This is a genomic window from Microbulbifer variabilis, from assembly GCF_056232115.1.
On sequence record NZ_CP174325.1, the window covers coordinates 4,946,207 to 4,968,793 of the forward strand.

Annotated in this window: 20 protein-coding genes; 2 read left to right on the forward strand and 18 right to left on the reverse strand. The window is 52.2% G+C overall.

Features of this window, described 5'->3' with window-relative positions; all coding sequences use genetic code 11:
• Position 1 precedes the first annotated feature (1 nt).
• From tsaB to cysM, 7 genes are all read right to left on the reverse strand, one after another.
• Complete coding sequence (gene tsaB / locus ACJJI7_RS22265; RefSeq protein ID WP_282952893.1) at positions 2-706, reverse strand: tRNA (adenosine(37)-N6)-threonylcarbamoyltransferase complex dimerization subunit type 1 TsaB; 705 nt, start codon at positions 704-706, stop codon at positions 2-4.
• A gap of 180 nt (positions 707-886) precedes the next feature.
• On the reverse strand, positions 887-1,684 hold the full coding sequence (locus ACJJI7_RS22270; protein WP_282952892.1) for a hypothetical protein: 798 nt from the start codon (positions 1,682-1,684) through the stop codon (positions 887-889).
• 266 nt (positions 1,685-1,950) lie between these two features.
• Positions 1,951-2,949: a ferrochelatase gene (gene hemH / locus ACJJI7_RS22275; protein ID WP_020413450.1), complete on the reverse strand. Its 999-nt coding sequence runs from the start codon at positions 2,947-2,949 to the stop codon at positions 1,951-1,953.
• 172 nt (positions 2,950-3,121) lie between these two features.
• Positions 3,122-3,775 (reverse strand): adenylate kinase, encoded by a 654-nt coding sequence (gene adk / locus ACJJI7_RS22280; RefSeq protein WP_020413451.1) that lies wholly within the window; start codon positions 3,773-3,775, stop codon positions 3,122-3,124.
• 147 nt (positions 3,776-3,922) lie between these two features.
• Complete coding sequence (gene mazG, locus ACJJI7_RS22285; RefSeq protein WP_282952891.1) at positions 3,923-4,750, reverse strand: nucleoside triphosphate pyrophosphohydrolase; 828 nt, start codon at positions 4,748-4,750, stop codon at positions 3,923-3,925.
• Positions 4,751-4,764: 14 nt separating this feature from the next.
• Positions 4,765-7,011, reverse strand: a complete 2,247-nt coding sequence (relA, locus tag ACJJI7_RS22290; RefSeq protein WP_282952890.1) for a GTP diphosphokinase — start codon at positions 7,009-7,011, stop codon at positions 4,765-4,767.
• Between the two features lie 646 nt (positions 7,012-7,657).
• On the reverse strand, positions 7,658-8,548 hold the full coding sequence (cysM, locus tag ACJJI7_RS22295) for a cysteine synthase CysM (RefSeq protein ID WP_282952889.1): 891 nt from the start codon (positions 8,546-8,548) through the stop codon (positions 7,658-7,660).
• Positions 8,549-8,767: 219 nt separating this feature from the next.
• Here cysM and ACJJI7_RS22300 point away from each other — a divergent pair, with 219 nt between their 5' ends.
• The gene (locus ACJJI7_RS22300) at positions 8,768-11,599 is read left to right on the forward strand and encodes a response regulator (RefSeq protein WP_444901193.1); all 2,832 of its coding nucleotides are present in this window, start codon (positions 8,768-8,770) and stop codon (positions 11,597-11,599) included.
• Here ACJJI7_RS22300 and acpS read toward each other — a convergent pair.
• The 8 genes from acpS to ACJJI7_RS22340 all read right to left on the reverse strand — a co-directional run bounded on the left by acpS (position 11,596) and on the right by ACJJI7_RS22340 (position 19,080).
• Positions 11,596-11,982 (reverse strand): holo-ACP synthase, encoded by a 387-nt coding sequence (gene acpS / locus ACJJI7_RS22305; RefSeq protein WP_282952886.1) that lies wholly within the window; start codon positions 11,980-11,982, stop codon positions 11,596-11,598. The genes ACJJI7_RS22300 and acpS overlap by 4 nt on opposite strands.
• Positions 11,979-12,728 carry a DNA repair protein RecO gene (gene recO, locus ACJJI7_RS22310; RefSeq protein ID WP_444901192.1) on the reverse strand — a complete coding sequence of 250 codons (750 nt, stop codon included), beginning with the start codon at positions 12,726-12,728 and terminating at the stop codon, positions 11,979-11,981. Before recO ends, acpS begins: the two co-directional genes overlap by 4 nt.
• A gap of 26 nt (positions 12,729-12,754) precedes the next feature.
• Entirely contained in the window at positions 12,755-13,654 is a 900-nt protein-coding gene (gene era / locus ACJJI7_RS22315; protein WP_026305091.1) for a GTPase Era, read from the reverse strand.
• A gap of 116 nt (positions 13,655-13,770) precedes the next feature.
• On the reverse strand, positions 13,771-14,451 hold the full coding sequence (gene rnc, locus ACJJI7_RS22320; protein WP_020413460.1) for a ribonuclease III: 681 nt from the start codon (positions 14,449-14,451) through the stop codon (positions 13,771-13,773).
• Positions 14,444-14,884, reverse strand: a complete 441-nt coding sequence (locus tag ACJJI7_RS22325) for a DUF4845 domain-containing protein (RefSeq protein WP_282952884.1) — start codon at positions 14,882-14,884, stop codon at positions 14,444-14,446. The genes rnc and ACJJI7_RS22325 overlap by 8 nt, the downstream gene beginning before the upstream one ends.
• Positions 14,885-14,932: 48 nt before the next feature.
• On the reverse strand, positions 14,933-15,700 hold the full coding sequence (gene lepB / locus ACJJI7_RS22330) for a signal peptidase I (RefSeq protein ID WP_020413462.1): 768 nt from the start codon (positions 15,698-15,700) through the stop codon (positions 14,933-14,935).
• Positions 15,701-15,743: 43 nt separating this feature from the next.
• Positions 15,744-17,549: a translation elongation factor 4 gene (lepA, locus tag ACJJI7_RS22335; protein WP_020413463.1), complete on the reverse strand. Its 1,806-nt coding sequence runs from the start codon at positions 17,547-17,549 to the stop codon at positions 15,744-15,746.
• Positions 17,550-17,682: 133 nt separating this feature from the next.
• Entirely contained in the window at positions 17,683-19,080 is a 1,398-nt protein-coding gene (locus tag ACJJI7_RS22340; RefSeq protein WP_444901191.1) for a Do family serine endopeptidase, read from the reverse strand.
• Positions 19,081-19,255: 175 nt separating this feature from the next.
• Between ACJJI7_RS22340 and mpaA the strand changes: the two genes are divergently transcribed.
• Positions 19,256-19,960 (forward strand): murein tripeptide amidase MpaA, encoded by a 705-nt coding sequence (gene mpaA, locus ACJJI7_RS22345; protein WP_282952882.1) that lies wholly within the window; start codon positions 19,256-19,258, stop codon positions 19,958-19,960.
• On the opposite strand, the gene ycjG is transcribed toward mpaA, so the two are convergent.
• The 3 genes from ycjG to ACJJI7_RS22360 are packed head-to-tail and all read right to left on the reverse strand — an operon-like array spanning position 19,948 to position 22,587.
• Entirely contained in the window at positions 19,948-20,895 is a 948-nt protein-coding gene (gene ycjG / locus ACJJI7_RS22350) for an L-Ala-D/L-Glu epimerase (protein ID WP_020413466.1), read from the reverse strand. The genes mpaA and ycjG overlap by 13 nt on opposite strands.
• A gap of 40 nt (positions 20,896-20,935) precedes the next feature.
• Positions 20,936-21,364, reverse strand: coding sequence for a SoxR reducing system RseC family protein (locus tag ACJJI7_RS22355; RefSeq protein ID WP_282952881.1), 429 nt, complete (start codon positions 21,362-21,364; stop codon positions 20,936-20,938).
• Between the two features lie 29 nt (positions 21,365-21,393).
• On the reverse strand, positions 21,394-22,587 hold the full coding sequence (locus ACJJI7_RS22360) for a MucB/RseB family sigma factor regulatory protein (protein ID WP_020413468.1): 1,194 nt from the start codon (positions 22,585-22,587) through the stop codon (positions 21,394-21,396).

A 22,587-nucleotide genomic window follows, 5' to 3' on the forward strand; every position in this document is an offset into this window, starting at 1 on the left:
GTTACTTCTTAGATCGGATTTTTTGTCGTTTCTGCCAGGTGACCTCATTGCGAAGATACACAGGCTCTAATTCTTGTGCGGTCACCACCTTACCAGACAGGTATAGTGGCACAGCCAGCTGGGCAACCTCCCTCGCATGTATCAGGGTATCCAAGTCAACCCCACCCATGTGCGCCATGCGCAGAGCCTCATAATGCCAACCAGGTCCAGCACCATAAATAGGGGGCGATATGTGGGACTCTTTTAATGACATCAGCACTTGCTCAGGGTGCTGTACCGCCTCAGGCACCTGGCTTTGATGTGGTTCGCTAGCAGTGTAAATACCCCAATATACCTGCTGCATCCTCGCATCCAACATGGGCACTATTGAAGCTTCACCCCACTCAGGATGCGCTCGCCTGGCCCCTAGGGCCAAAGCAGCTAAACTGGACACCGGAACCACCGGCTTATCCGCTGCAAAGGCCAGCCCTTGCACACTACTGATAGCAATGCGCAGGCCGGTAAATGAGCCTGGCCCTCGACTAACTGCAAAAGCATCCAGCCCCGCCAAAGTCAGCTCCATTTCAGCCAACACTTCATCCACCATCGGCAACAGCCTACGGGTATGGTCCCGCTCAGCCTGAACAAAACGCTCAGAAATCTGGCCATTGCTGTAGAGCGCTACAGAGCAAGAACCAGAAGTCGTATCCAGGGCAAGAATCTTCACAACAATCTCAGACCAGGTAACTCAAAGAGAGGGATTGTGGCATGGTCGCAAGGGGGAGTCATGTAAATTAACAAAGAGCCAAAAACTACAGGGTACCTTCAATAGAAAACCCCGGACGGAGCCGGGGTCTGAGATAGCTGTTTAAGCCCAGCTATAAAGTAGGGTTTAAGTGAACTCGGGCTATGCCGCTTTCTTTGGCGGACGGCCGCGACGGGCAGCACCCGCTTTAGGCGGACGGCCCCGGCGGGCAGGTGCTTTCTTAGCTGTTGCAGCTGTAGCCTTTTTGGGACGCCCTACTCTCTTGGCCGGCTTGGCCGCGGTAGTAGCTTTCTTTGGGCGCCCTACACGCTTGGCCGTCTTGGCTGCAGTGGCTTTCTTAGGCCGACCTGCTTTTTTCGCAGAAGTCGCTTTCTTGGCGACCGCCCTTTTGGCTTTTTGCGCTTCCGCCTTCAGCTTGGCAGCGGCTTTCTTCTCAAACTCTTTGGCTTTGGCAGCGGCTTTCTTCGCCGCAGCCTTTACCTTAGCCTCTGCCTTCTTCTCCGCAGCCTTGATCTTCTTGGCGTGGGCCTTATCGCGAGTCTTTTTCCAACGCGCTTCAAACGCCTTTAACGCGGCAGCCAGATCTTTATCCGCCTTGGCAGACAGGCTATCAGCCAGAGTGGAAACCTTTTCTTTGGCCGCAGCCTCTGCTAGACGCACAGCATCCATAGCCTTGGCTTTGGCGAGATTCATCTTAGCCATTGCCAGCTTGGCGCGTAATTCCTTTGCCTTGCTATTGGCAGTAGCCAATGATGTTTTTGCTGCTGCAGAATTACTTTTTTGGGCCCGTGCTTTTGCTTTCGCAACACGATCTAATTGCCCATCAAGTGATTTACTCGCCGCATCAACCGCCTTTTGCGCTTTCGCGACTACTGGCGACGCTGCAGTCGAACCAGTTGCCTTCTTTGCACGCGTACTCTTTTTTACTACTCTTGCCATCCCTTGTCTCCTCACTGAAAAGAAGAAGTACATCCAAAAGTGTGCCGGCAGCATTGCCTGTTTGCTATCGAATAAAAACTGCAACGGGCTGTTTTTATCACTTATGCAGAGCGCCGCACCGCCAATTTCGATACAACTTTATCAAAGTTAATAAAAATATCCGGCATTGCAAGTAAAAAAGCGAAAAATGAGAAATTTTTCAGCAAAAAAGTATGTTTTTCTTATCAAATTTCTCCTAAACGGCTTTTTCAGGCCGCTGATAGAAATTATTTTGGCCCAAACAACTTTTCTTCAATGATCGCGGCAAGCGCTTCGATATGATCTTCACGCAAATTTAGAGCAGGAATATAACGATATTCACTGCCTCCAGCATTGATAAAATTAGCGCGATTCTCTACCGAAATTTCTTCCAGAGTCTCCAAGCAGTCTGCTGAAAATGCCGGACAAATAACATCAACACTCTTTACTCCGCCCTTACCCCACTCAATCAGCGTTTTATCGGTATAGGGTTGCAACCATTCAGCCTTACCAAACCTTGACTGGAAAGTGACTTGCCACTGCTCTTGTTCAATTTGTAATTCTTCTGCCAGAAGTCGTGCAGTTTCAGTGCAATGTCGATAATAGGGATCCCCTTTATCAACATTTGCTTTTGGAATTCCGTGAAATGACAGCAGTAACTTTTCTGCCTGCCCTTGAGCCTGCCAATGCTCGCTGACTGAGTTCGCAAGGGATTTAATATAGAGGGGGTGGTGGTAATAATCCCGAATCAATGAAATATCCGGAATATCACGACTTTTGCGAAAAATTTGCGCCACTTGATCGTAAATTGCGGCAGTGGTCGTAGCTGAATACTGTGGATATAGCGGTAAAACAGTGAAAGTTTCACACCCTTTTTTACGCAAATCACCAATCACATTGTCTAACTGCGGCTCTCCATAAGTCATCGCATACTCGACCACCAGATCATGGCCATTATCACGCAGATACCCCTGCAACAGCTCGGCCTGACGACGCGTATAGTAAAGAAGTGGCGAACCTTCAACTGCAGCACCATCAGCACTGCAATTCCAAATCTCTTTATAGGCGGGCGCAATGCGCTTGGGGCGAAATGGCAAAATGAAGCCATTCAGTATCGCAAGCCACAGTGGACGAGGAATTTCCACTACCCGGGGATCGGAAAGGAATTCCTTCAAGAAACTTCTCACCGCTGGCGCAGTTGGCTGTGCAGGAGTGCCCAAATTCATCAAAATTATCGCACTGGACATAGAGGGGCCTGTCTGAAAAACAAATTTGCCAAGAAAAACTGCCGGCAATGTTAATGACTGAAGAAATAACTACAAGAGAAAAGGCTTTCCTAAATACCAGCAAAGGAGCTGTCGGGAAGAAATGAAAAAGCCCCCAGGTGGGGGCCTTTTAGAGTAACTGTCACTGAAGCAATCAGCTCAGAGCTTCAAAAACCTTCTCACGTATATCATCCATACTGCCCACTCCCATTACTTTTGAATACTTGGGAGCAGCCTCGGGAGAGCGGCTTTCCAGCTCGCGGTAGAAACCAACCAGAGGAGCAGTCTGCTCATGGTAAACAGCCAGACGCTTGCGCACAGTTTCTTCAGTGTCATCACTGCGCTGTATGAGTGTCTCACCAGTCACATCATCCAGTCCTTCACTCTTGGGCGGGTTATAGACAATGTGATATACACGGCCAGATCCTTCATGCACACGGCGGCCAGATAGGCGCTTAACGATTTCCTCATCGTCAACAGCGATTTCCAGTACATGATCGATATGGATATCTGCATCCAACAGGGCCTGCGCCTGAGGAATAGTGCGAGGGAAACCGTCAAACAGGAATCCATTTGTGCAGTCTGACTGGGCGATACGCTCCTTTACCAGGGCAATAATCAGGTCATCAGAGACCAGCTTGCCGGCTTCCATAATATCTTTCGCCTGCAAGCCGAGAGGTGTGCCTGCCTTCACCGCTGCACGAAGCATATCGCCGGTGGAGATCTGCGGAATGCCGAACTTCTCTGTTATGAATTGTGCCTGAGTGCCTTTGCCGGCTCCCGGCGCCCCCAAGAGAATAATTCGCATGTTCAGTTAGCCTCCAAAACTGTCGACGCACCAATAGAGCCGCCGTGCCAAAAGAGCGCTACCTTACACGCAGACCCCAAATTGGGCAAGATTGCTGCTAATGCGAGGCGAATCCCGCAAGATATCCGCCCCCCTTTCGAGAGAGAATCATTGAGCAGAGCCCGGTTTCTCCTCCGCCTTGGCTCTATCCCAAAGCTGATCCAGCTCCTCAAGGTTAGCGTCAGCTGGTCTACGCCCCTGAGCCTTCAGGACTGCCTCTACACTTCCAAAGCGTCGCTCAAACTTTCGATTGCAGTGGCGTAGTGATGCTTCCGGGTCTTCTTTCAAGTGACGAGCAGCATTTACACAGGAAAACAGTAAATCGCCAAGCTCCTCCCTGGCATGCTCACGATCTCCAGTTTCAACAGCCTCGCGTAGCTCTGCAACTTCTTCCTCGATCTTGTCCAGCACGCCACTAATATCCGGCCAATCAAAACCCACTTGGGACGCACGCTTCTGTAATTTGGCCGCACGCGTCAATGCTGGTAGCCCTACCGTAACACCGGCTAGAACTCCAGACTCGCCTTTGGCATTACGCTCTTCAGTTTTTATCGCTTCCCAGTTCTGCTTTACCTGGGCTTCATCCACAGAACCAGAGTCATTGTCCCCATAGAGTTCTCCACTGGGAAAAACATGCGGATGACGGCGTACCAGCTTGCGCACCAGAGTATCGACTATACGTGAAAAATCGAAATAGCCCTGCTCACAACCAAGCTGTGAGTAGAAAATCACCTGAAATAACAGATCACCGAGCTCTTCATGGAGGTGTTCGTAGTCCTCAATTTCAATGGCCTCAGCTACTTCGTAGGCCTCTTCGACCGTAGAAGGAACTATGCTGGCAAAAGTCTGCTTCAAATCCCAAGGGCAGCCGCCGTCCGGGTTACGCAGCTGGGCCATCAGGTGAAGCAGGTCCTCCACCTTGTATTTATCTTGCACCTACCCCCCCTTATTCAGCGCAACATGCGTCTCTTCGCCGATGCCACATTAGGCAGGCGATTAATGCGATGCAGCACGTAACTCAATTCTTCAAAGTTGTGAATTTCAGCAGTCAGCACCATTTCAACGGTGTGCTTATGCTTATTGGAATGAGTCTGCATAGCCGTGACATTAATTTTCTGACTATCCAGCATGGCAGTGACATCTCGTAGCAGACCAAGGCGATCATAAGCCTCAATAATGATTTCCACTGCGTAGAGTTCACGCGGCTTTTCCGCCCAGTTTACCTGCAGAACGCGCTCTGACTCCTCCGCCTGCATCCGTAACATATTGGCGCAGTCCTTGCGGTGAATGGAAACCCCGCGCCCGAGGGTGATATACCCCATAATTTCGTCACCGGGCACCGGGTTACAGCAACCGGCAATATGAGTGAGTAAATTACCTACTCCATCAATATAAACATCTGTCTTACCCTCACCACGCGCGACCGATGCGGTAAGAGATGGCACGCGCTCAGCATAATCAACTTTGACCATACGTTGGGCGGTATTTAATACCTGCCCTACACCGATATCACCCGCGCCTACCGCTGCATAGAGGTCATCCAGCGAGTGCATGTTCAGTTTCGCTGCTAGCTTCTCAAAATCAAAGTCACTCAGGGCCAGTTGTTTAAACTCGCCATCAAGTATGCTGCGGCCATCAGCAATATTCTGGTCACGTGCCTGCTGTTTAAACCAGTGAATAATCTTGGCACGGGCACGCGAGGTAGTGATATAGCCCATCCCCGAGGACAGCCAATCACGACTCGGTGCCTCACGTTTACTGGTCAGGATTTCTACCTGGTTGGCAGTCTGCAATTCGTGGTTTAGAGGGACAATCCGCCCGTCCACTTTTGCTCCACGGCAGCGATGACCAATTTCAGTATGGATTTTATAAGCAAAATCCAGCGGCGTAGCCCCACGGGGCAAATCCACCACATGGCCATCCGGGGTGAACACATAAATACGTGAGTCCCCTTCGCCGGTCTGCAGATCGTCCTGCAGAGGGTTGCCTCCCACCTCTTCGTGCCAGTCGAGCACTTGGCGCAGCCAGGAAATCTTCTGCTCATAGCTATCCTTGCTCTCACTTTTCAGGTCAGTACCCTTATAGCGCCAATGGGCGCAGACACCATATTCGGCTTCCTCATGCATAGCAAAAGTACGAATCTGGACTTCCAGCACCTTGCGCTCTGGGCCAATAACCGCTGTATGCAGCGAGCGATAGCCGTTCTCCTTGGGAGAGGCAATATAATCATCAAATTCATTGGGGATATTGCGCCATAGGTTATGCACTATACCCAATACCGCATAGCAATCTCGCACTGTAGGTACAAGGATGCGTACAGCGCGGATATCATAAACTTGGGAAAAGCCGATATTCTTGCGGCGCATCTTACGCCAGATACTGTAGATATGCTTTGCACGACCGTAGACATCTCCCTCAATGTCTGCCTTAGCCAACTCTTTGCGCAGAAGCTCCAACACCTCATCAATATACTTCTGGCGCGCCAGCCGCTTTTCATCCAGCAAGCGGGCAATCTGCTTGTAATCGTTTGGCTCCAGGTAGCGAAAAGAGAGGTCTTCCAATTCCCACTTGATATGACCAATACCCAATCGATGGGCAAGCGGCGCATAGATATCAGCCACCTCCCGCGCCACTCGAGTACGCTTTGCCTGTTCTACATTCTTCGCCGCACGAATTGCACAGGTTCGCTCCGCGAGCTTGATCAGAGCGACTCGAACATCATCCACCAGAGCTACCAACATGCGGCGGATATTTTCAGAGTGCTCTTCTACAGCACCACTTTTACGTTCATCTCCTGTATCTGCGCTGCGACTGCGAATTGCCGCCATTCGCAACACCCCTCGGATCAGCTTGGCTACTGTCGAACCAAACTCTTCCTCGACACTTTTAATTGGCATGCGCTTTTCACGCACAGCCCGATAAAGAACAGCTGCGACCAATGCTTCTGAATCAATTTGCAGATCCGCCAGAATCTCTGCCATTTCCAGGCCTGTAGCAAAACTACTTGCGCCTTCCGCCCATATGTTTTCCGCTTCAATAGCCCGCTGCTCCGCTTCCGCGCTCACTTCAGCGGCGCGGCGCAGTTTTACTATCGCAGCGCCATCCAGGCCCGCCAATTTCTGTACATGACGAAGCCAAGACTCCAGGTCGAGTTCGCTCTCACCTCCGAAGGAATGATGTTTTCTGACTTGAACCATGTCTTACCGGACCGAAACAGGAATTTGGAAACTTACTGGCACTCCCCACCCAACTACGAAACTGCAGTGCCAGGTAAATAAAGTGTGTATAGCCCTTAAAGGAGCGCTTCTATCATAGGTTTGAACACACTAAAGTCCACGATTTTCTTTATATTTTTCAACAAGCTGCGTGAAATTCAGCATTCTTTCGCAGCAGCTTGTCAAACTTGACAAGAGAATAGCTGCGAATACAACCAGCCCTCTGGCTGGACAGTCACATAAAATACTTGTAAAGAAATGCCCACGTGTAAAAGTAAAAGCCGACCCACAGTACAAACCATTTGCAATAAAATTTTGTTTTGTAGGTTTTCAAAAACCAGCATTAACTAAGAAATGGCCCTTCGAAAAGTTTCTGCCAAAAGATTAAACACTCAACAAATGCCCCCAGACAGCCTAAAATGGCTTCATCTAAAAAAGTCCAGCAAGTGAGGAATTACTCAGTTAAAAAAATTGGGAATGCAACCAAGGAAGTAAAACCGAATTTACTAAAAAGGAGTAAATTTTATTTTGTGAGAAAAATTAATTGGGAAAAAAGGAAAAATATACGCGTAATGTTTGCTGAGGAACAGCTAGGCTGGCAATAAGGTCTCACCAGCCTGAAAAAAATTTACTGGTTAAACAGTCCTGAGGATAAATAGCGATCTCCTCGATCACAAATAATAGCAACGATAATAGCGTTTTCCACCTGGGTGGAAAGTCGCAGCGCACCAGCTACAGCGCCACCCGAGGAGACACCACAGAAAATACCCTCCTCTCGCGCCAACCTCCGTGTCATATCTTCAGCTTCACTCTGATCCATATCGATGACCAGATCCACTTCTTCAGGGACAAAAATCTTTGGCAGATAAGCTTGAGGCCAACGGCGAATACCGGGAATACTGGACCCATCGGTTGGTTGCAACCCAACAATCTGGATCTCCGGATTTTGCTCTTTCAAAAAACGACCACACCCCATAATGGTGCCGGTTGTTCCCATAGACGAAACAAAATGTGTTATTTCTCCTCCTGTCTGCTGCCAAATTTCTGGGCCTGTGCCCTCGTAATGGGCTAGAGGGTTATCAGTATTGGCAAACTGATTTAGTACCAGCCCCATACCGTCACTCTGCATTTTTAGCGCCAAATCACGTGCGCCCTCCATGCCCTGTTCCGCGCTGACCAGGATCAATTCCGCTCCGTAGGCAGTCATGGATGCCTTGCGCTCGGCTGTAGCACTGTCAGGCATAATCAGGATCATACGGTAGCCTTTTATAGCTGCCGCCATCGCCAGGGCAATGCCGGTATTGCCGCTGGTTGCTTCGATCAGGGTATCACCAGGCTTGATCTGTCCCTTGGCTTCAGCCCGGTTAATCATGGAAAGTGCCGGACGGTCTTTGACAGAACCAGCAGGATTATTCCCTTCCAGCTTAAGCAAAATCGTATTGCTGGTATCACCAGGCAGGCGCTGTAATTTAACCAGTGGAGTATTGCCTACACAGTCAGCAATTGTGGGGTAATCCATAGTGCATTCAGTTCCAGACAGATATTGCGGCCGGACAGTTTACCTGAACGCCTACACATCGCTAAATACCAACTCTGTATGTGGACTATATAGTCGGGTTATTACGAAATGACACTCTCGAGAAGAAACAATTTCTTCAACTCTTTACATGAGAGTGCACCACCTGATCCATATAGGTAAAATGGGGAAAAAATAATCGCACAAGGCCCTTCTTTCACCATGGCCCCCAAAAGCTCAATTCCATCCCTGCCAGCCCCCGGGGAATTACGTTCACTGCGCTCCACTATGTTCCGTTTTACGGTTGCCCCGGCACTGATCCTGGCAATGACTTTGGCACTGGTCTTTACTCTGCAACAGATGCATGACCGGCGCCAGCTGCTACTCAGCCACGGGCGGGCCAGTGCAGAACAACTTGCAGAACTCATCGAGATGAGCGGAGGGCACCCGACCGAACTGCGCATGGAATGGCTGCGCAAAAGCTTATTGGCCTTAATGCTAGAGAAGGACATGGTGCGTTCGGTGCATATCTATTCCACCGAAGCGAGCAAGAAACTCCCATTGGACCTGGCGACGGGACTGGGTCTACTGGCTAGCGTCGGCCCGCGCCCACGAACCCCAATAACAAGTGAGCAGCTGCAAAGGCGCGAGCCATTTATTTTTGAGGATGACGAAAGCTTGCAGGTGTTGCAGCCCCTAAAGGGTGATATTACCACCTGCTGGATTAGTATTGAGTTGCACCGCCCCTATTTCCTGGTGGGCACTTACCAAGTGATTCTTGTAGGGCTGGTCGGCTTGATTATCTGCACCCTGGCAGCGCTGGCCTGGTCGGTAATCCTCTCTGAGCGATTTGCCCACAGCCTCGTCCGGATGGGGCAAGTATTACAGGCCATTGGGCGCGGAGAGTTCGACCGCCGCACTCACGAAATCGAGAACCGGGAACTCGCCCAATTGGCGAAGCAGATTAATGAAATGGCCGAGGGCCTTTCCAGCTATCAACTCGAGTACAAGTCTAATTTAATGCAGGCTATGGACGATATGCGACAGTCCCTTGATAGTATGGAGGAGCAAAATATTGAGCTGGATCTAGCTCGAAAGAGAGCTCAAGAGGCCAGTCGAATCAAGTCTACCTTCCTGGCAAACACCAGTCACGAGATCCGCACCCCCTTAAATGGCATCATCGGCTTCACCAATTTACTGCTGAAAACCGAGATCGACGAATTACAGCAGGACTACCTGCAAACCATCCTGCGCTCGTCGGAAAACCTGCTCACCACTATCAATGATATCCTGGATTTCTCCCGCATCGAATCTGGCAACCTGGTGCTCGATCATATTCCCATGGATCTGGGGCAACTATTAGAAGAAACTCTACAGATCCTCGCTCCCTATGCCTACGAGCATCACTTGGAACTAGTGCCACTGATTGACCCCCAGTTACCCTCTACACTGGTTGGCGACCCTTTACGCACCAAGCAAATACTGACAAACCTGTTGGGCAATGCTGTACGAAGCTCTGAAAATGGCAATATACCTGTACGCCTTACGGTACAAAGCAACAATGATTCTGAACTGGTGCTGCGTATCAGTGTTACCGATCTCGGCAACCGCATAGATGATGCTGGACGTCGCGAGCTACAGCAGATTCTCAATACCAAGACACCGCAACATGCACAACAGATCAGCGCCAACGGCCTCGGCATGTCTATTGCCCGCAGCCTGGTTGAGCGCATGCGTGGCAACACCGGCCTGGAGAAAGCGGCTAACGACGGCAGTACCTGCTGGGTACAGCTGACTTTGGTCCCGGAACGCAACCGCGGCATACCACCTAGGGTAATGTTCCCCAATTGTCGCATCCTGATTGCCGACCCCAACGAACTCACCCGCACCCAGGTAGCACAACTGCTCAAGCAGTGGCAGGTTGAACCCGTGGAGCTCACCGATACCGACACGCTTCAACCAGCCATTGAACAAATGTGGCGACACGACGCACTGCCTGATGCAGTGATTATCGATACTGCCATCGCCAAAGGGGATTTCGACAGCTTCAGTGTCAAGGTGCAATCCCTAGTGGATGCTTACCAATGTCGAGTTATTGTTCTTGGAGCCCCGGCTGAGCTTCGGCGTTGCTACGAGCAGCTTCGCACCCGAACACTTACCTTCCTGGGCAAGCCGGTAACTAGGGAAAATCTGTTGCGCGCATTGAAAAGGTCAGTGCCGCAACAAAGCCAGCAGCGCTCCAGTAGCGGAGCCATACCCGCCCTCCCCTGGCCCGCCCCGCCACGGGTCCTCGCAGTCGATGATCACGCAGCCAACCGGCGCCTAGTTGGTGAACTACTACGTGCCCAGGGTGTGGAGGTGGTTATTGCCGCTAGCGGTCAGGAGGCCCTGCAACACTGGCAACAGAGTACTTTCGATCTTGTCTTTATGGACATCCAGATGCCCGGTATGGATGGTATTGAAGTTACTCGCTGTATCCGCGAACGGGAAGCCGGCAAACGGACACCAATTATCGCCCTCACTGCCCACGCAGGTGCCGAGGAAAAAGCTCGATTGTTATCCGCAGGACTGGATGACTATCTTAGTAAGCCCGTGAGCGAGGCCCAGCTATCCCACATGATCAAACGCTGGCTGAAACTTATCACACCGCAAGTGGTGGAAAAGCTGAATTTCAACAAGATGCGGCTTGTAGATATTGGCGAGAGCATGACTCTAGCCAATGGCGATGCCAAGCTGGCCAGGGATATGTTGCAGATGCTTGTGGATGGGCTGGCTTCCGATGAGCGTGAACTTGAACGCCTACAAGTCATCGGTGACTTCAAAAGCATGTTTGAACTAACCCACCGAATGCACGGGGGGTGCTGTTATTGCGGCGTTTCCAGGTTGCGCGAAGCCACCTGTGTTCTGCAGGAAGAGTTGCGCACACAAAAAGATGATGAGCCGGCAGGGATTGATCGTCGTAAGCTGGATGCTGTACTGAGGGAGATTCGCGCTCTGCGTGAGTGGGCCTCGGAGCAAGACCTGGATACGCTTTTTGGACTCGAGGTGGCCTAATGCCTCTCGAAAATCACAAAAGCTAAAGCTGCATCCTTCTCATCGGAAAGAGACAGGTGAATCACGTCAACCCCCATAGCGCGAGCGCGTTGCTGCGCTGCGCCACTCAGCAAAACCTGAGGGGCTGCCCCTTTACGCCGGCGTATCTCAATATCCTGCCAGGAGACGCCTTCACCAATACCTGTACCTAATGCTTTGCCCAAAGCCTCTTTAGCGGCAAAGCGTTTGCACAAGTAGGCCGCACGATTAACCTCAGCCAGGTCAGCAAAATCACAGCGTTCACCATCGCTCAAGATACGCTCAACAAAGCGCCCACCATGGCGCTTCCAGACCGCGTCAATACGCTGGTAACTACAGATATCTGTACCGATACTAACAATCACTTCCCATAGACCTGTTTAAACAATTCGCGGCTCTGCAGTGGTTTATCACAAAGTAAGCTACGTAGTAATAAGCGAGTCAAACGCTTCGCGGGGGCCAACAACCCTATCGGCCAGTGCCCATCATCTTGCGCCCTTGCAATACCCAGCAACTCGGCTCCACGAAATTCACTATCGCACAGCACTCCGCCCTGAGGCCGAAATATTGAAACAAAACCCCGCTCAAGTTCGAACCGATAACAACTATCCGCAACCACCCCCCCCTGACCACCAGCACATTGATCCAGCGGCGGACAACTACCAAGCTCAGTGAGCAACCGTAGCTCAAAGCTACGTAGCGGGCCTTCCATCTCTGTGCTGTCACTGCCACCCAAGTTAGACAGTATCTGCAGCAGCCCCTGATAAGCGGCAAACAATGCATAGTGACCCTCCCCTTCCGGTAACAGCCTTACCAGCAACTCATTGGAATAAAGGCCTCCGTATACGGCCCGCCCTTTCAGCCAAAGTGGACCACCGGCATTTTCTACCGGGCCCAGGGTCTTCAGTGGCCCATTACCTAGCAGGGAGACCAGCAGAGGTGAAAATGGTTGTAGGGCTTGCCGGCGTCGCTGCTTGTCCCTACGCGCACCACGAGCAACACAACTGATTCGCCCAAAATCTGGTGTGAGTAACTCCAAAATCAGACTGGAGTCTCGATAGGGGCGGGAGTGCAGGATATACGCCGGCTGTGCCGGCGGAGGTGTATTCATACTGTCAGCAGCCAGGCAAAGACCTGTTACTCATCGCGATAGCCGAGACTGCGCAGGGCTCTCTCATCATCAGACCAACCGGACTTCACCTTTACCCACAAATTCAGCATAACTTTACTGTCAAACAACCGCTCCATATCCTCACGTGCCTGGCTGCCGATTTGCTTGATACGCTCACCTTTGTTCCCAATAATGATTCGCTTTTGCCCAGAGCGCTCTACCAGGATCGCGGCACTGATATGCAGAATTTTGCCTTCCTGTTTAAACTCCTCAACCTCAACAGTCACCTGGTAAGGAACTTCAGCTCCCAGCTGACGCATAATTTTTTCACGCACAATCTCCGCAGCAAGAAAGCGGGAACTGCGATCGGTCACCTGATCTTCCGGGAAAAAGTGCTGTCCCTCTGGCAGGTGCTTGAGAATCACCTCCTCCAGAGCCTCTAGATTGACATTGCGCAATGCCGAAATAGGTACGATTTCTGCTTTGGGATGCTGCTCTGCCAAAGTCTGCAGTTGTGGCAAAAGTTCTCCCTTATCCTCCAACTGATCTACCTTGTTAACTGCAATAATCAGAGGGCATTTCAAACCCCGTAGCTTATCGGCCACCAACTGATCGCCCTCACTCCATCGAGTGCGCTCCACGACAAAAACCACCACATCCACATCCCGCGCAGCACTGGATGCAGCCCGGTTCATATAGCGGTTAATCGCTTTCTCTTGATCCGAATGCAGGCCTGGCGTATCCACAAAAATAATCTGGTTGGGGCCCTCGGTTTTAATACCAAGCATATTGTGGCGGGTGGTCTGTGGCTTACGTGAAGTAATCGCCAGCTTTTGTCCCAGCAAATGGTTCAAAAGTGTGGATTTGCCCACATTGGGACGACCTACAATCGCGACATAGCCGCAGCGAGAGGGTTGTTCGCTCAAAAAAGTTCTCCGAAAAAGTTTGGACGCGCCCGGGAAGTCCGGAACCAGCTCACCCCCAGTGCAGGGGGCTGTCATTTCGAGACAGGCGGGGTTACGCCTTCTCAACTAGTGTAAGGTTAATCCTGGCCGGTAAGCTGCCTGTAAGCTTCTACAGCAGCGATCTTTTCTGCGGCGCGACGACTGCTAGCCTCTCCTCGAGCTGGTTGTGCCAGACCGCTGACCCGACATTCAACGATAAAGTGCTGGGCGTGTTCAGCGCCGGAGACATCCACCACAGAATACTCCGGGAGTGGCTTCTTACGCCCCTGCAACCACTCCTGCAGACGAGTCTTCGGATCCTTTACAGTTTCCAGGGACAGGCCTTGCAGCCGCGGGGCAAACCACTCCAATACCCTGGTGCGCGCAGCCTCTAGACCAGCATCCAGGTAAATAGCACCGATCAGGGCTTCCACCGCATCAGCCAGAATTGAGGCGCGCCGAAAACCGCCGCTTTTCATCTCACCTTCGCCAAGGCGCAGGCAGTCTCCAATATCCAGCTCACGAGCTAGCTTTGCCAGGGTTTCTCCGCTGACCAACTGCGCACGCAAACGGCTTAACTGCCCTTCCCTGCCCTCGGGAAACTGTTCGTAAAGCGCAGCCCCAATAGTAAAACCGAGAATAGAATCGCCAAGGAATTCCAGACGCTCGTTATTGCGGCTGCCGTGGGAGCGGTGTGTCAGCGCAAGCTCTAACAGATCACCTTGTTCAAACTTGTAGCCGAGACGCGTACACAGGCGCTCCAGTAAAAGATCAGTCACGTTTACGGAATTGCTCCAGATCTACCAGTGGATCACAGCAAAGCTCCGGCTTGGCCGTGTCGAGCTGCTTGTTAAACTTCATCACGACATCGATGTTGTAAATCAACGGCTGCCGCAATTCATAATTTATACTGACCACAGTACTCTTAGCGCCGCGAACGACTTGCAGAGCCTTGGTGGGCTCTCCTCGCACATTGTTGATCAGAAAGTAGCGACCCATCTCTTTTTTGATCTGGCCCGCTGTCATATTTTCCAATTCCGGGTTTTCACCCAGGGTTTTTAACGCTTCGTTAACGTAGCGCGCATCCACATAAGCCGGTGCCATTTTGGATACGCAGGTTAGAGCAAAGCCAAGCACCGCAATAACCAATAACCAGCCCCAATAGCTCATACCGCGCTGGCGCTCCATTGAAATCCGGATAGCACTACCCATAATTATGCCCTCAATCCTTAGCGCCGACGCACTGTCGGCCAATTCTCATTATTGGATAGAGCCTACACGTTTAAAACTGGGCAAACTGAGCAGTTTGTCCCAATGCATCCAGATAGCAAAAGCCTTGCCTACCACATCGCGCTCAGGCACAAACCCCCAGGCGCGACTGTCGAGACTGTTATCGCGGTTGTCGCCCATCATAAAGTAGTGACCTTCAGGCACTGTGCCGCTAAAGTTTCCATACTCTCCGGGGCTAACATTTTTCGCCATTAGGTGACGCTGGCCGTAAAGGTTCTCCCACATAATCTCAACCTTAGGATTAACCGGTGGGAGCGCCTGAATTAACTCCTGTGGTGCCAGCTCTCCATTTACATAGAGCACGTTATTTTTCAATTCGATCTTATCACCGGGCAAGCCAATCACTCGCTTGATGAAATAGGTATCGTTCATGTGTGGTGGGAAAAACACCATCACATCTCCGCGCTGAGGCTCACCGATATCCACCACTTTCGTCCGGGATACAGGCAAGCGCAGACCGTACTCATACTTATTCACCAGAATAAAGTCGCCAATCTGCAAGGTGGGGACCATAGAAGCAGACGGAATCTGGAAAGGCTCGACAATAAAGGAGCGCAATACAAATACGATAGCCAGAATCGGGAAAAATGATTTAGCGTATTCAACAACAACTGGGTCTTCCTGCTGAGCGCCAGCCTCTTTCTTGCGACGACGAGCGAAAAACAGACTGTCCACCAGCCAGATCCCGCCACTGATTAAAACCAACCAGAGCAGAATCAGAGGTAAATTAATATCCATTGCGAGTCTCTATTATCCTTGATCTCAATAGCAGGCACGCCCACTACTGGTCCACCTTCAATACAGCCAGGAAGGCTTCTTGCGGCACTTCCACACGGCCTAACTGTTTCATACGGCGCTTACCCGCTTTCTGCTTCTCCAGCAGTTTTTTCTTACGGGTAACATCACCACCATAACATTTTGCGGTCACATTCTTACGCAGGGCTTTCACCGTAGTCCGTGCAACTACCTGTCCACCAATCGCCGCCTGGATCGCCACATCAAACATCTGACGAGGAATCAGCTCTTTCATCTTCTCCGCCATAGCGCGGCCCTTCTGCTGCGCATTTTCGCGGTGAACAATCAGGGCCAGGGCATCAACCCGGTCACCGTTAATCAGGATATCCAGACGCACCAGTTTTGCTGCCTCGAAGCGTACAAAACTGTAATCAAGAGAGGCAAAACCACGGCTCACAGACTTGAGGCGGTCGAAGAAGTCCATCACCACTTCGCTCATTGGCAGCTCGTAACGCAGGGATACCTGTGAACCAACGTACTGCATATCTTTCTGGATTCCGCGCTTCTCCACACAGAGAGTAATTACGTTGCCCAAATACTCCTGCGGTACCAGGATATTCACCTCGGCAATAGGCTCTCGCATCTCCTCGATATTGCCCACATCAGGTAGGCGCGAGGGGTTGTCCACCATCACCACTTCGCCATCGGTTTGTTCAACCTCATAGACTACCGTCGGGGCAGTGGTGATCAGGTCCAGGTCGTATTCGCGCTCCAATCGTTCTTGGATAATCTCCATATGCAACATGCCAAGGAAGCCACAACGGAAACCAAATCCGAGGGCATCAGATGTCTCGGGCTCATAGAACAAAGAAGCATCGTTTAGGGATAACTTCTCCAGCGCATCCCGAAAGGCTTCATAGTCGTCTGAACTTACGGGGAACAAGCCGGCATAGACCTGTGGCTTAACTTTCTGGAAGCCCGGCAGCATTTCAATTTCATCGGCACCCTTGGCATGAGTCAGGGTGTCACCCACCGGCGCACCATGAATATCCTTAATACCGGCCACCACAAAACCTACCTCACCAGCGCGCAAAACACCGGTTTCGTGGCGCTTAGGGGTAAAGATGCCGATACTGTCCACCACATGAGCGCGGCCAATAGATTTGGTAACAATCTTGTCTTTGGTTTTCAGGGTTCCCTGCACTACACGAACCAGGGATACAACTCCCAAGTAGCTATCGAACCAGGAATCAATAATCAAGGCTTGAAGAGGCGCATCTACATCACCCTCAGGTGGTGGTACCAGTCGCACCAAGTCTTCCAGGACATCTTCCACACCCAGGCCTGACTTGGCACTGCACCGGGTGGCATCGGCGGCATCAATGCCGATGATATCCTCAATCTCCTCAGCAACCTTTTCCGGGTCTGCCTGGGGCAAATCCATCTTATTGAGAACTGGAATAACCTCCAGCCCCTGCTCAATAGCGGTGTAGCAGTTGGCGACTGACTGGGCTTCCACCCCCTGGGCCGCATCCACAACCAGAAGCGCACCCTCACAGGCTGCCAGAGAGCGAGAAACCTCATAGGAGAAGTCCACATGTCCTGGCGTATCAATAAAATTCAGCTGGTAGGTCTTGCCATCCCGCGCCTTGTAATCAAGCGTTACGCTTTGCGCTTTAATGGTAATTCCGCGCTCGCGCTCCAGTTCCATACTATCCAGAACCTGTTCGGCCATCTCCCGGTCGGAGAGTCCCCCACAGTCCTGAATAAAGCGGTCAGCCAGGGTAGATTTCCCGTGGTCGATATGGGCAATAATGGAGAAATTGCGGATATGAGAGAGATCTGTGGCCACTGCGGAATAAAAACCCTTGAAAAATCAATTGATTAGCTGGCAACCATGCCAACTGTGTGGCGCAAGTCTAACAGAACTCATGGATGTAGGTGAGAGGCAGGTGACCCATTGGGCCACCATTCGCCTCTCACCCTTAGCTTTCTATCTTGATAGTGCGGAAAGTTGACTGGCCGGCACGGAAGAATCGGATAGGCAGTAGCTCGTCCTCGGGAAGCCCCTTAACCACAGTTTTGTAGTCTTTTATATCCCCTACTTCCTCAAATCCGAGCTGGGCAATGATATCGCCACTACGCAGTCCTGCCTTAGCTCCAGGCTTGCCAGGAATAACCTGTTTAACGAGAACACCGGTCTCAACATTCCAGCGCTGCTTCATTCCATCTGGGATTTCTTCAACTACTACCCCTAGACGGCCACCAATACTGGTAGCTGGGTGGCTAGCAGCCTGGGTTCGTTCACCGTCAGAACCGGGCAAAGCACCAACAACCACTCTCAGTCTCTCAGACTTGCCTTTACGCATCAGTTCTACAGGAACCTCTGTACCCGGGCGAATTTGACCGACTACATGGGGCAGATCGCCATGTACGCCGATTTTGCGGCCATCAAAGCTGGTAATTACATCACCGGCTTTAATACCCGCTTCCGCTGCCGGCGTGCCAGGACTCACCTGCTCCACTAGCGCCCCAGACGGCTTGCCAAGCCCCAGAGCCTCGGCCATATCTCGATCTACATTGCGTATACCTACACCCAACCATCCGCGATCGACACGCCCTTTCTCTTTTAGCTGCGCCACCACATCTTGGGCCAAGCTTGCTGGAATCGCGAAGGAAAGGCCAATAGAACCGCCGCTACGGGTATAAATCTGCGAGTTAATACCCACAACCTCGCCATCGAGGTTAAACAGTGGACCGCCTGAGTTGCCGGGGTTAATGGCCACATCCGTCTGGATAAATGGCACGTAATTCTCACGGCTTTCATTAGGGATACTGCGTCCCATAGCGCTCACGATACCGGCACTAGCGGAATAATCGAGGCCAAACGGCGAGCCGATAGCGACCACCCATTCACCCACCTTCAGCTCTTCGGAGTCACCCCAACGCACAGCAGACAGGTCATCCGCCTCAATCTTGAGTAAAGCGAGATCGGAGCGAACATCAGTACCAATCACCTCTGCCTCATATTCACGGCGATCAGTCAGAGTGACCGTCACCTTATCGGCACCGTCAACCACATGGTTATTCGTCACGATATAACCGTCGTCCGAAATAATAAAACCAGACCCCATACTGGCAACCGGGCGCTGCTGACGCCTTCGCGGCTCAAGTAAGTGGCGGAAAATGTCTGGAATTTCCTGCTGGTATTGGGGGGAGCTATTCCCTCGCGCCACACGGTTGCGGTCCACGGTATTGATTTTCACCACCGCGGGAGAGTTATCCTCAATAAGCTCAGTAAGTTCAGGTAGCCCTCGGGCACTGGCAGCGCCTGAAATGAGGAGACAGAGCACCAAGAAATATTGTGTACAGCGTTTAACCATAGGTTTGTTACCCCTAGTGATCCCTTCTAATATGAAACCATTGGATTTTGAGTCCCTTCCAGGGCATGCCTTCTATACCGGCTCCGGCCCCTTGGGGGACATTTTGTAACGATTTAGTGGCGATGCAGCTACGAAAGTTCTGCCGCCGTGTGTAAATCTGTGTAAAGGGCCAGCGATGTCTAAACTGCGCCCGCGCCCTGAGCGCGGCCAATTTCACCTCCCCAGGGAGGTGTATGGATACAGCGCACTGGGCGCTCCACTTTTTTATTTTCCCGCGCAATCCGGTCACAACCACGGACTGGTTATGGCCGGCACTCACGGCGATGAAGTCGCCGCTGTGGTCGCCCTCTCCTGCGCTCTGCGCGCATTGGCATCGGGCCAGCTGAAACATCATGTCATACTGGCGGCCAACCCCGATGGCTGCCAATTAGGTACCCGTAGCAACGCCTGCGGGGTAGACCTCAACCGTAACTTTGCCACAAAGAACTGGGATGCGAGCGGCAACGTATACCGCTGGAACAGTTCCGCCGAGGCCCGCGATGTAAGGCTCAGCACTGGCGATGGCCCCGCCTCAGAGTGCGAAACCGCTTCATTGTGCCAATTGATCGCCAAGCTTAACCCCGCCTGGGCAGTTTCTATCCACGAGCCTCTTGGCTGCGTCGAAGATCCTAAGGAAACAGAACTCGGTGCCTGGCTGGCCAAAGGATTGCAGTTACAACTAATTAAGGAAATCGGCTATCAGACTCCAGGCTCCTTTGGCACCTGGTGCGCCGAACGGGAGCTGCCCTGCATCACTGTGGAATTTCCACCGATTTCAGCTGACGCTGCCAGCGAAGACTATCTGGCGATACTCATTGAACTACTCACTTACGACCAGTAAACCCGACCTGCACCAAAGCGTAAAGGGGGTTCCGCATCCTTTGCAAGCCAAGTGGGGCCGTCCAAGTCCAGATAGCGCGCCCTTGGTCCCAGGGGCCAAGCCGCACGGATAGCCCGAGAAGTGCAGAGCATACAGCCGAGCATCAACCCAAACCCCTCAGCAACAGCCTGATCGGCCAGTGCCCGCGCCTCAGTGATTCCGCCAGCTTTATCGAGTTTGATATTGACCATCTCGTAGCGGCCTTTCAGGCGTGGTAAGTCAGCACGGGTATGACAACTTTCATCCGCGCAGATCGGCAGTGGATGAGGGAAGGCCTCCAGGAATTCATCATCACTCGCGGGCAGTGGCTGCTCCAGCATGGCCACCCCCATTTCAGCAAGCTTTTCGCAGCGCTCAATCAGGCCATCGCTACGCCAGGCCTCGTTGGCATCGATGACCAACTCAGTGGCAGGAGCGGCGGCACGCACCGCGGCCACCCTTTCGCTCACAAGCTGGTCATCCAATTTCAACTTTAACACCTCTACTCCCTGGGAAACAGCGACACTGGCAGCATCAGCCATCGCCTCTGGGCTCTCGATAACCAGGGTTTGTACGGTAGGCAATGAATCGGGACCAGCGAAGCCATCCCCTTTGTACTTTCTCTCCCAGTCCACTAATGCACAATCCAGAGCGTTACGCGCAGCGCCTGCCTGCAGGCGTGACTGTAATTGCGCCTTGTCCAGGCCCGCAGCTAACTCAGATAACAGCGGTTCAAGTTGGTGCATCACTGAGTCTGGGCTCTCTCCATAGCGAGCGTAGGGGGTGCACTCACCAATTCCGACAATGCCGCCCCACTTCACCTCCACCACGACCACTTCAGCCTCAGTGCGGGCACCCCGGGATATGACGAAAGCTGTGCGCAGGGGCCAGCGCTCAGCGTAGCAGCGGGCCAGCATGGAGAGTCTCCAATCGGATTTATGGAGCTATCAGTTTAGGTTAGGAGCGGTCGCTGCCGGGCTCGATACGCAGCAATACAGGAGTGTAAACAGGATTTGAAGACTGGTGGCGGCTGTACCAGCGTACCCCCAAAGCTCCCACCATCAAGCCGAGAACTGCGCCAATCACGGCGCCAGTTTCAGCGAAAAGGTAATCTCCCAATAGCGCTACCAGCACCAGGGAAAGCAGTGGCAACAAGTATACCAGTAGTGTACTACTGGTCAGAGCACTCTCGGTGATTCCAATAACCGCTGTATCATTCAGAGAGATTTTGTCGGCGGGGAAACCATTTAAAGCCGCCCGCACACGTGTGGAAGAGGAGAAAAAGTCTCCGAGCAAACCAGTTCCGCAGCCAGATTTAGCCTCACAGCCATTACAGGCACTGCGCTGGATGGTTTCCACCCAGACGGCATCAGATTCTATGGCCACGACTCGGCCCCGCTCTTCTAGCAAGCAATTCAGCCTTTTTCGATGATGGAGCTGGCCACTCTACGTGCTGTGGCATCGGGAATCTCTCCAACAACTGTGACGGTATAGGCCACTCCCTTCACCTCCATCCGGTCCATATAGGCGACAGTGGCACCGCGGATCGCCCGCCCCTTAAAGTTCTCCAGCTCAGGGCCAAGACGCTGTACAAACACAGTAAACACGCCGAGCCCATCGCTAAAGACCATCATATCGCCATCTGATAGCGGCTTTACCGAAACCACTTTGAACCCATCGGGCAACCAGCGCACCTGCCAGCGGCTCTGTGAAGTCTCACAAGTGCTGCGATTGTCGATACGTCGTGCTGCGTTTGAAACCGTCTGCAGGGCCGAGTCCTCTACTGGAGACAAATCCAGCTGTACAAATTGATAGCGCTCCAAGACGCGCCCCTGGGTACTCACCAGCATTGTTTTCAAGGGCAAGCCTGTCTCACGGTCAAGACTTACCACCAGCCCCAATCGATAGCGGTCGCGGGGCCTGGCCTCAATCACTACCGCATCCCGGTCGGCAATACGCTCTTCACCACGCAAGATAAACTGATAAGCGCGCTGAACTTGTTGCTGCCCCACCGCATTCCATAAAGTAGTCCTCGCGCTGGGGGACGCACCGAATTCGCAGTTACCACCACTACCGTGACTGATCAATTCACGCGGTTCGCCACTCAAATAGCGAACCCGCTCAACTTGCTCACCATCACGCACCGCATGCACTACCTGTAGGGTCTCCAACATGCCGGCATGCTCGAAAGTCACCAGCCCGCTATACTCCAGCTCGCTGACAGCCTTGGCGAGCTTGTTCAACCACTGCTCTACCTCATTTCCGGCAGCCTGGGCACTAGCCATATTGGAACCAACAAGTGCCCCAGGGGCAGCTGCCGAAGGCTCAATAACAGCCGTTTCCGCCATCACTGGTGCAGAAGGGTCAATTACAGCAGCTGTAGTTGCTGAACTGGCTTCCCCTCCTGCAGCGACCAAACCAGATTCCGCTACAGGAGAACCCTGAGAGCTGGCCATATCGAGGTTTACTGCACTGGGGGTATTGGGGTCACCACCGGCAGCCTCCTGTGCGAATGACAGCGGGGCCAGCAGGAAGGAGGCCAACAGCAGGCTGCTGGCACTAAGGGTTGCGCTATTGATAAGACCCCCCCGGTAAACGACTTTCGTCAC

Coding starts and splice junctions, on each gene's coding strand:
- ACJJI7_RS22270 (WP_282952892.1), bottom strand. CDS start 1,684: ATGGCAAGAGTAGTAAAAAAGAGTACGCGTGCAAAGAAGGCAACTGGT.
- hemH (WP_020413450.1), bottom strand. CDS start 2,949: ATGTCCAGTGCGATAATTTTGATGAATTTGGGCACTCCTGCACAGCCA.
- adk (WP_020413451.1), bottom strand. CDS start 3,775: ATGCGAATTATTCTCTTGGGGGCGCCGGGAGCCGGCAAAGGCACTCAG.
- relA (WP_282952890.1), bottom strand. CDS start 7,011: ATGGTTCAAGTCAGAAAACATCATTCCTTCGGAGGTGAGAGCGAACTC.
- cysM (WP_282952889.1), bottom strand. CDS start 8,548: ATGGATTACCCCACAATTGCTGACTGTGTAGGCAATACTCCACTGGTT.
- ACJJI7_RS22300 (WP_444901193.1), top strand. CDS start 8,768: ATGGCCCCCAAAAGCTCAATTCCATCCCTGCCAGCCCCCGGGGAATTA.
- recO (WP_444901192.1), bottom strand. CDS start 12,728: ATGAATACACCTCCGCCGGCACAGCCGGCGTATATCCTGCACTCCCGC.
- ACJJI7_RS22325 (WP_282952884.1), bottom strand. CDS start 14,884: ATGGGTAGTGCTATCCGGATTTCAATGGAGCGCCAGCGCGGTATGAGC.
- lepB (WP_020413462.1), bottom strand. CDS start 15,700: ATGGATATTAATTTACCTCTGATTCTGCTCTGGTTGGTTTTAATCAGT.
- ACJJI7_RS22340 (WP_444901191.1), bottom strand. CDS start 19,080: ATGGTTAAACGCTGTACACAATATTTCTTGGTGCTCTGTCTCCTCATT.
- mpaA (WP_282952882.1), top strand. CDS start 19,256: ATGTCTAAACTGCGCCCGCGCCCTGAGCGCGGCCAATTTCACCTCCCC.
- ycjG (WP_020413466.1), bottom strand. CDS start 20,895: ATGCTGGCCCGCTGCTACGCTGAGCGCTGGCCCCTGCGCACAGCTTTC.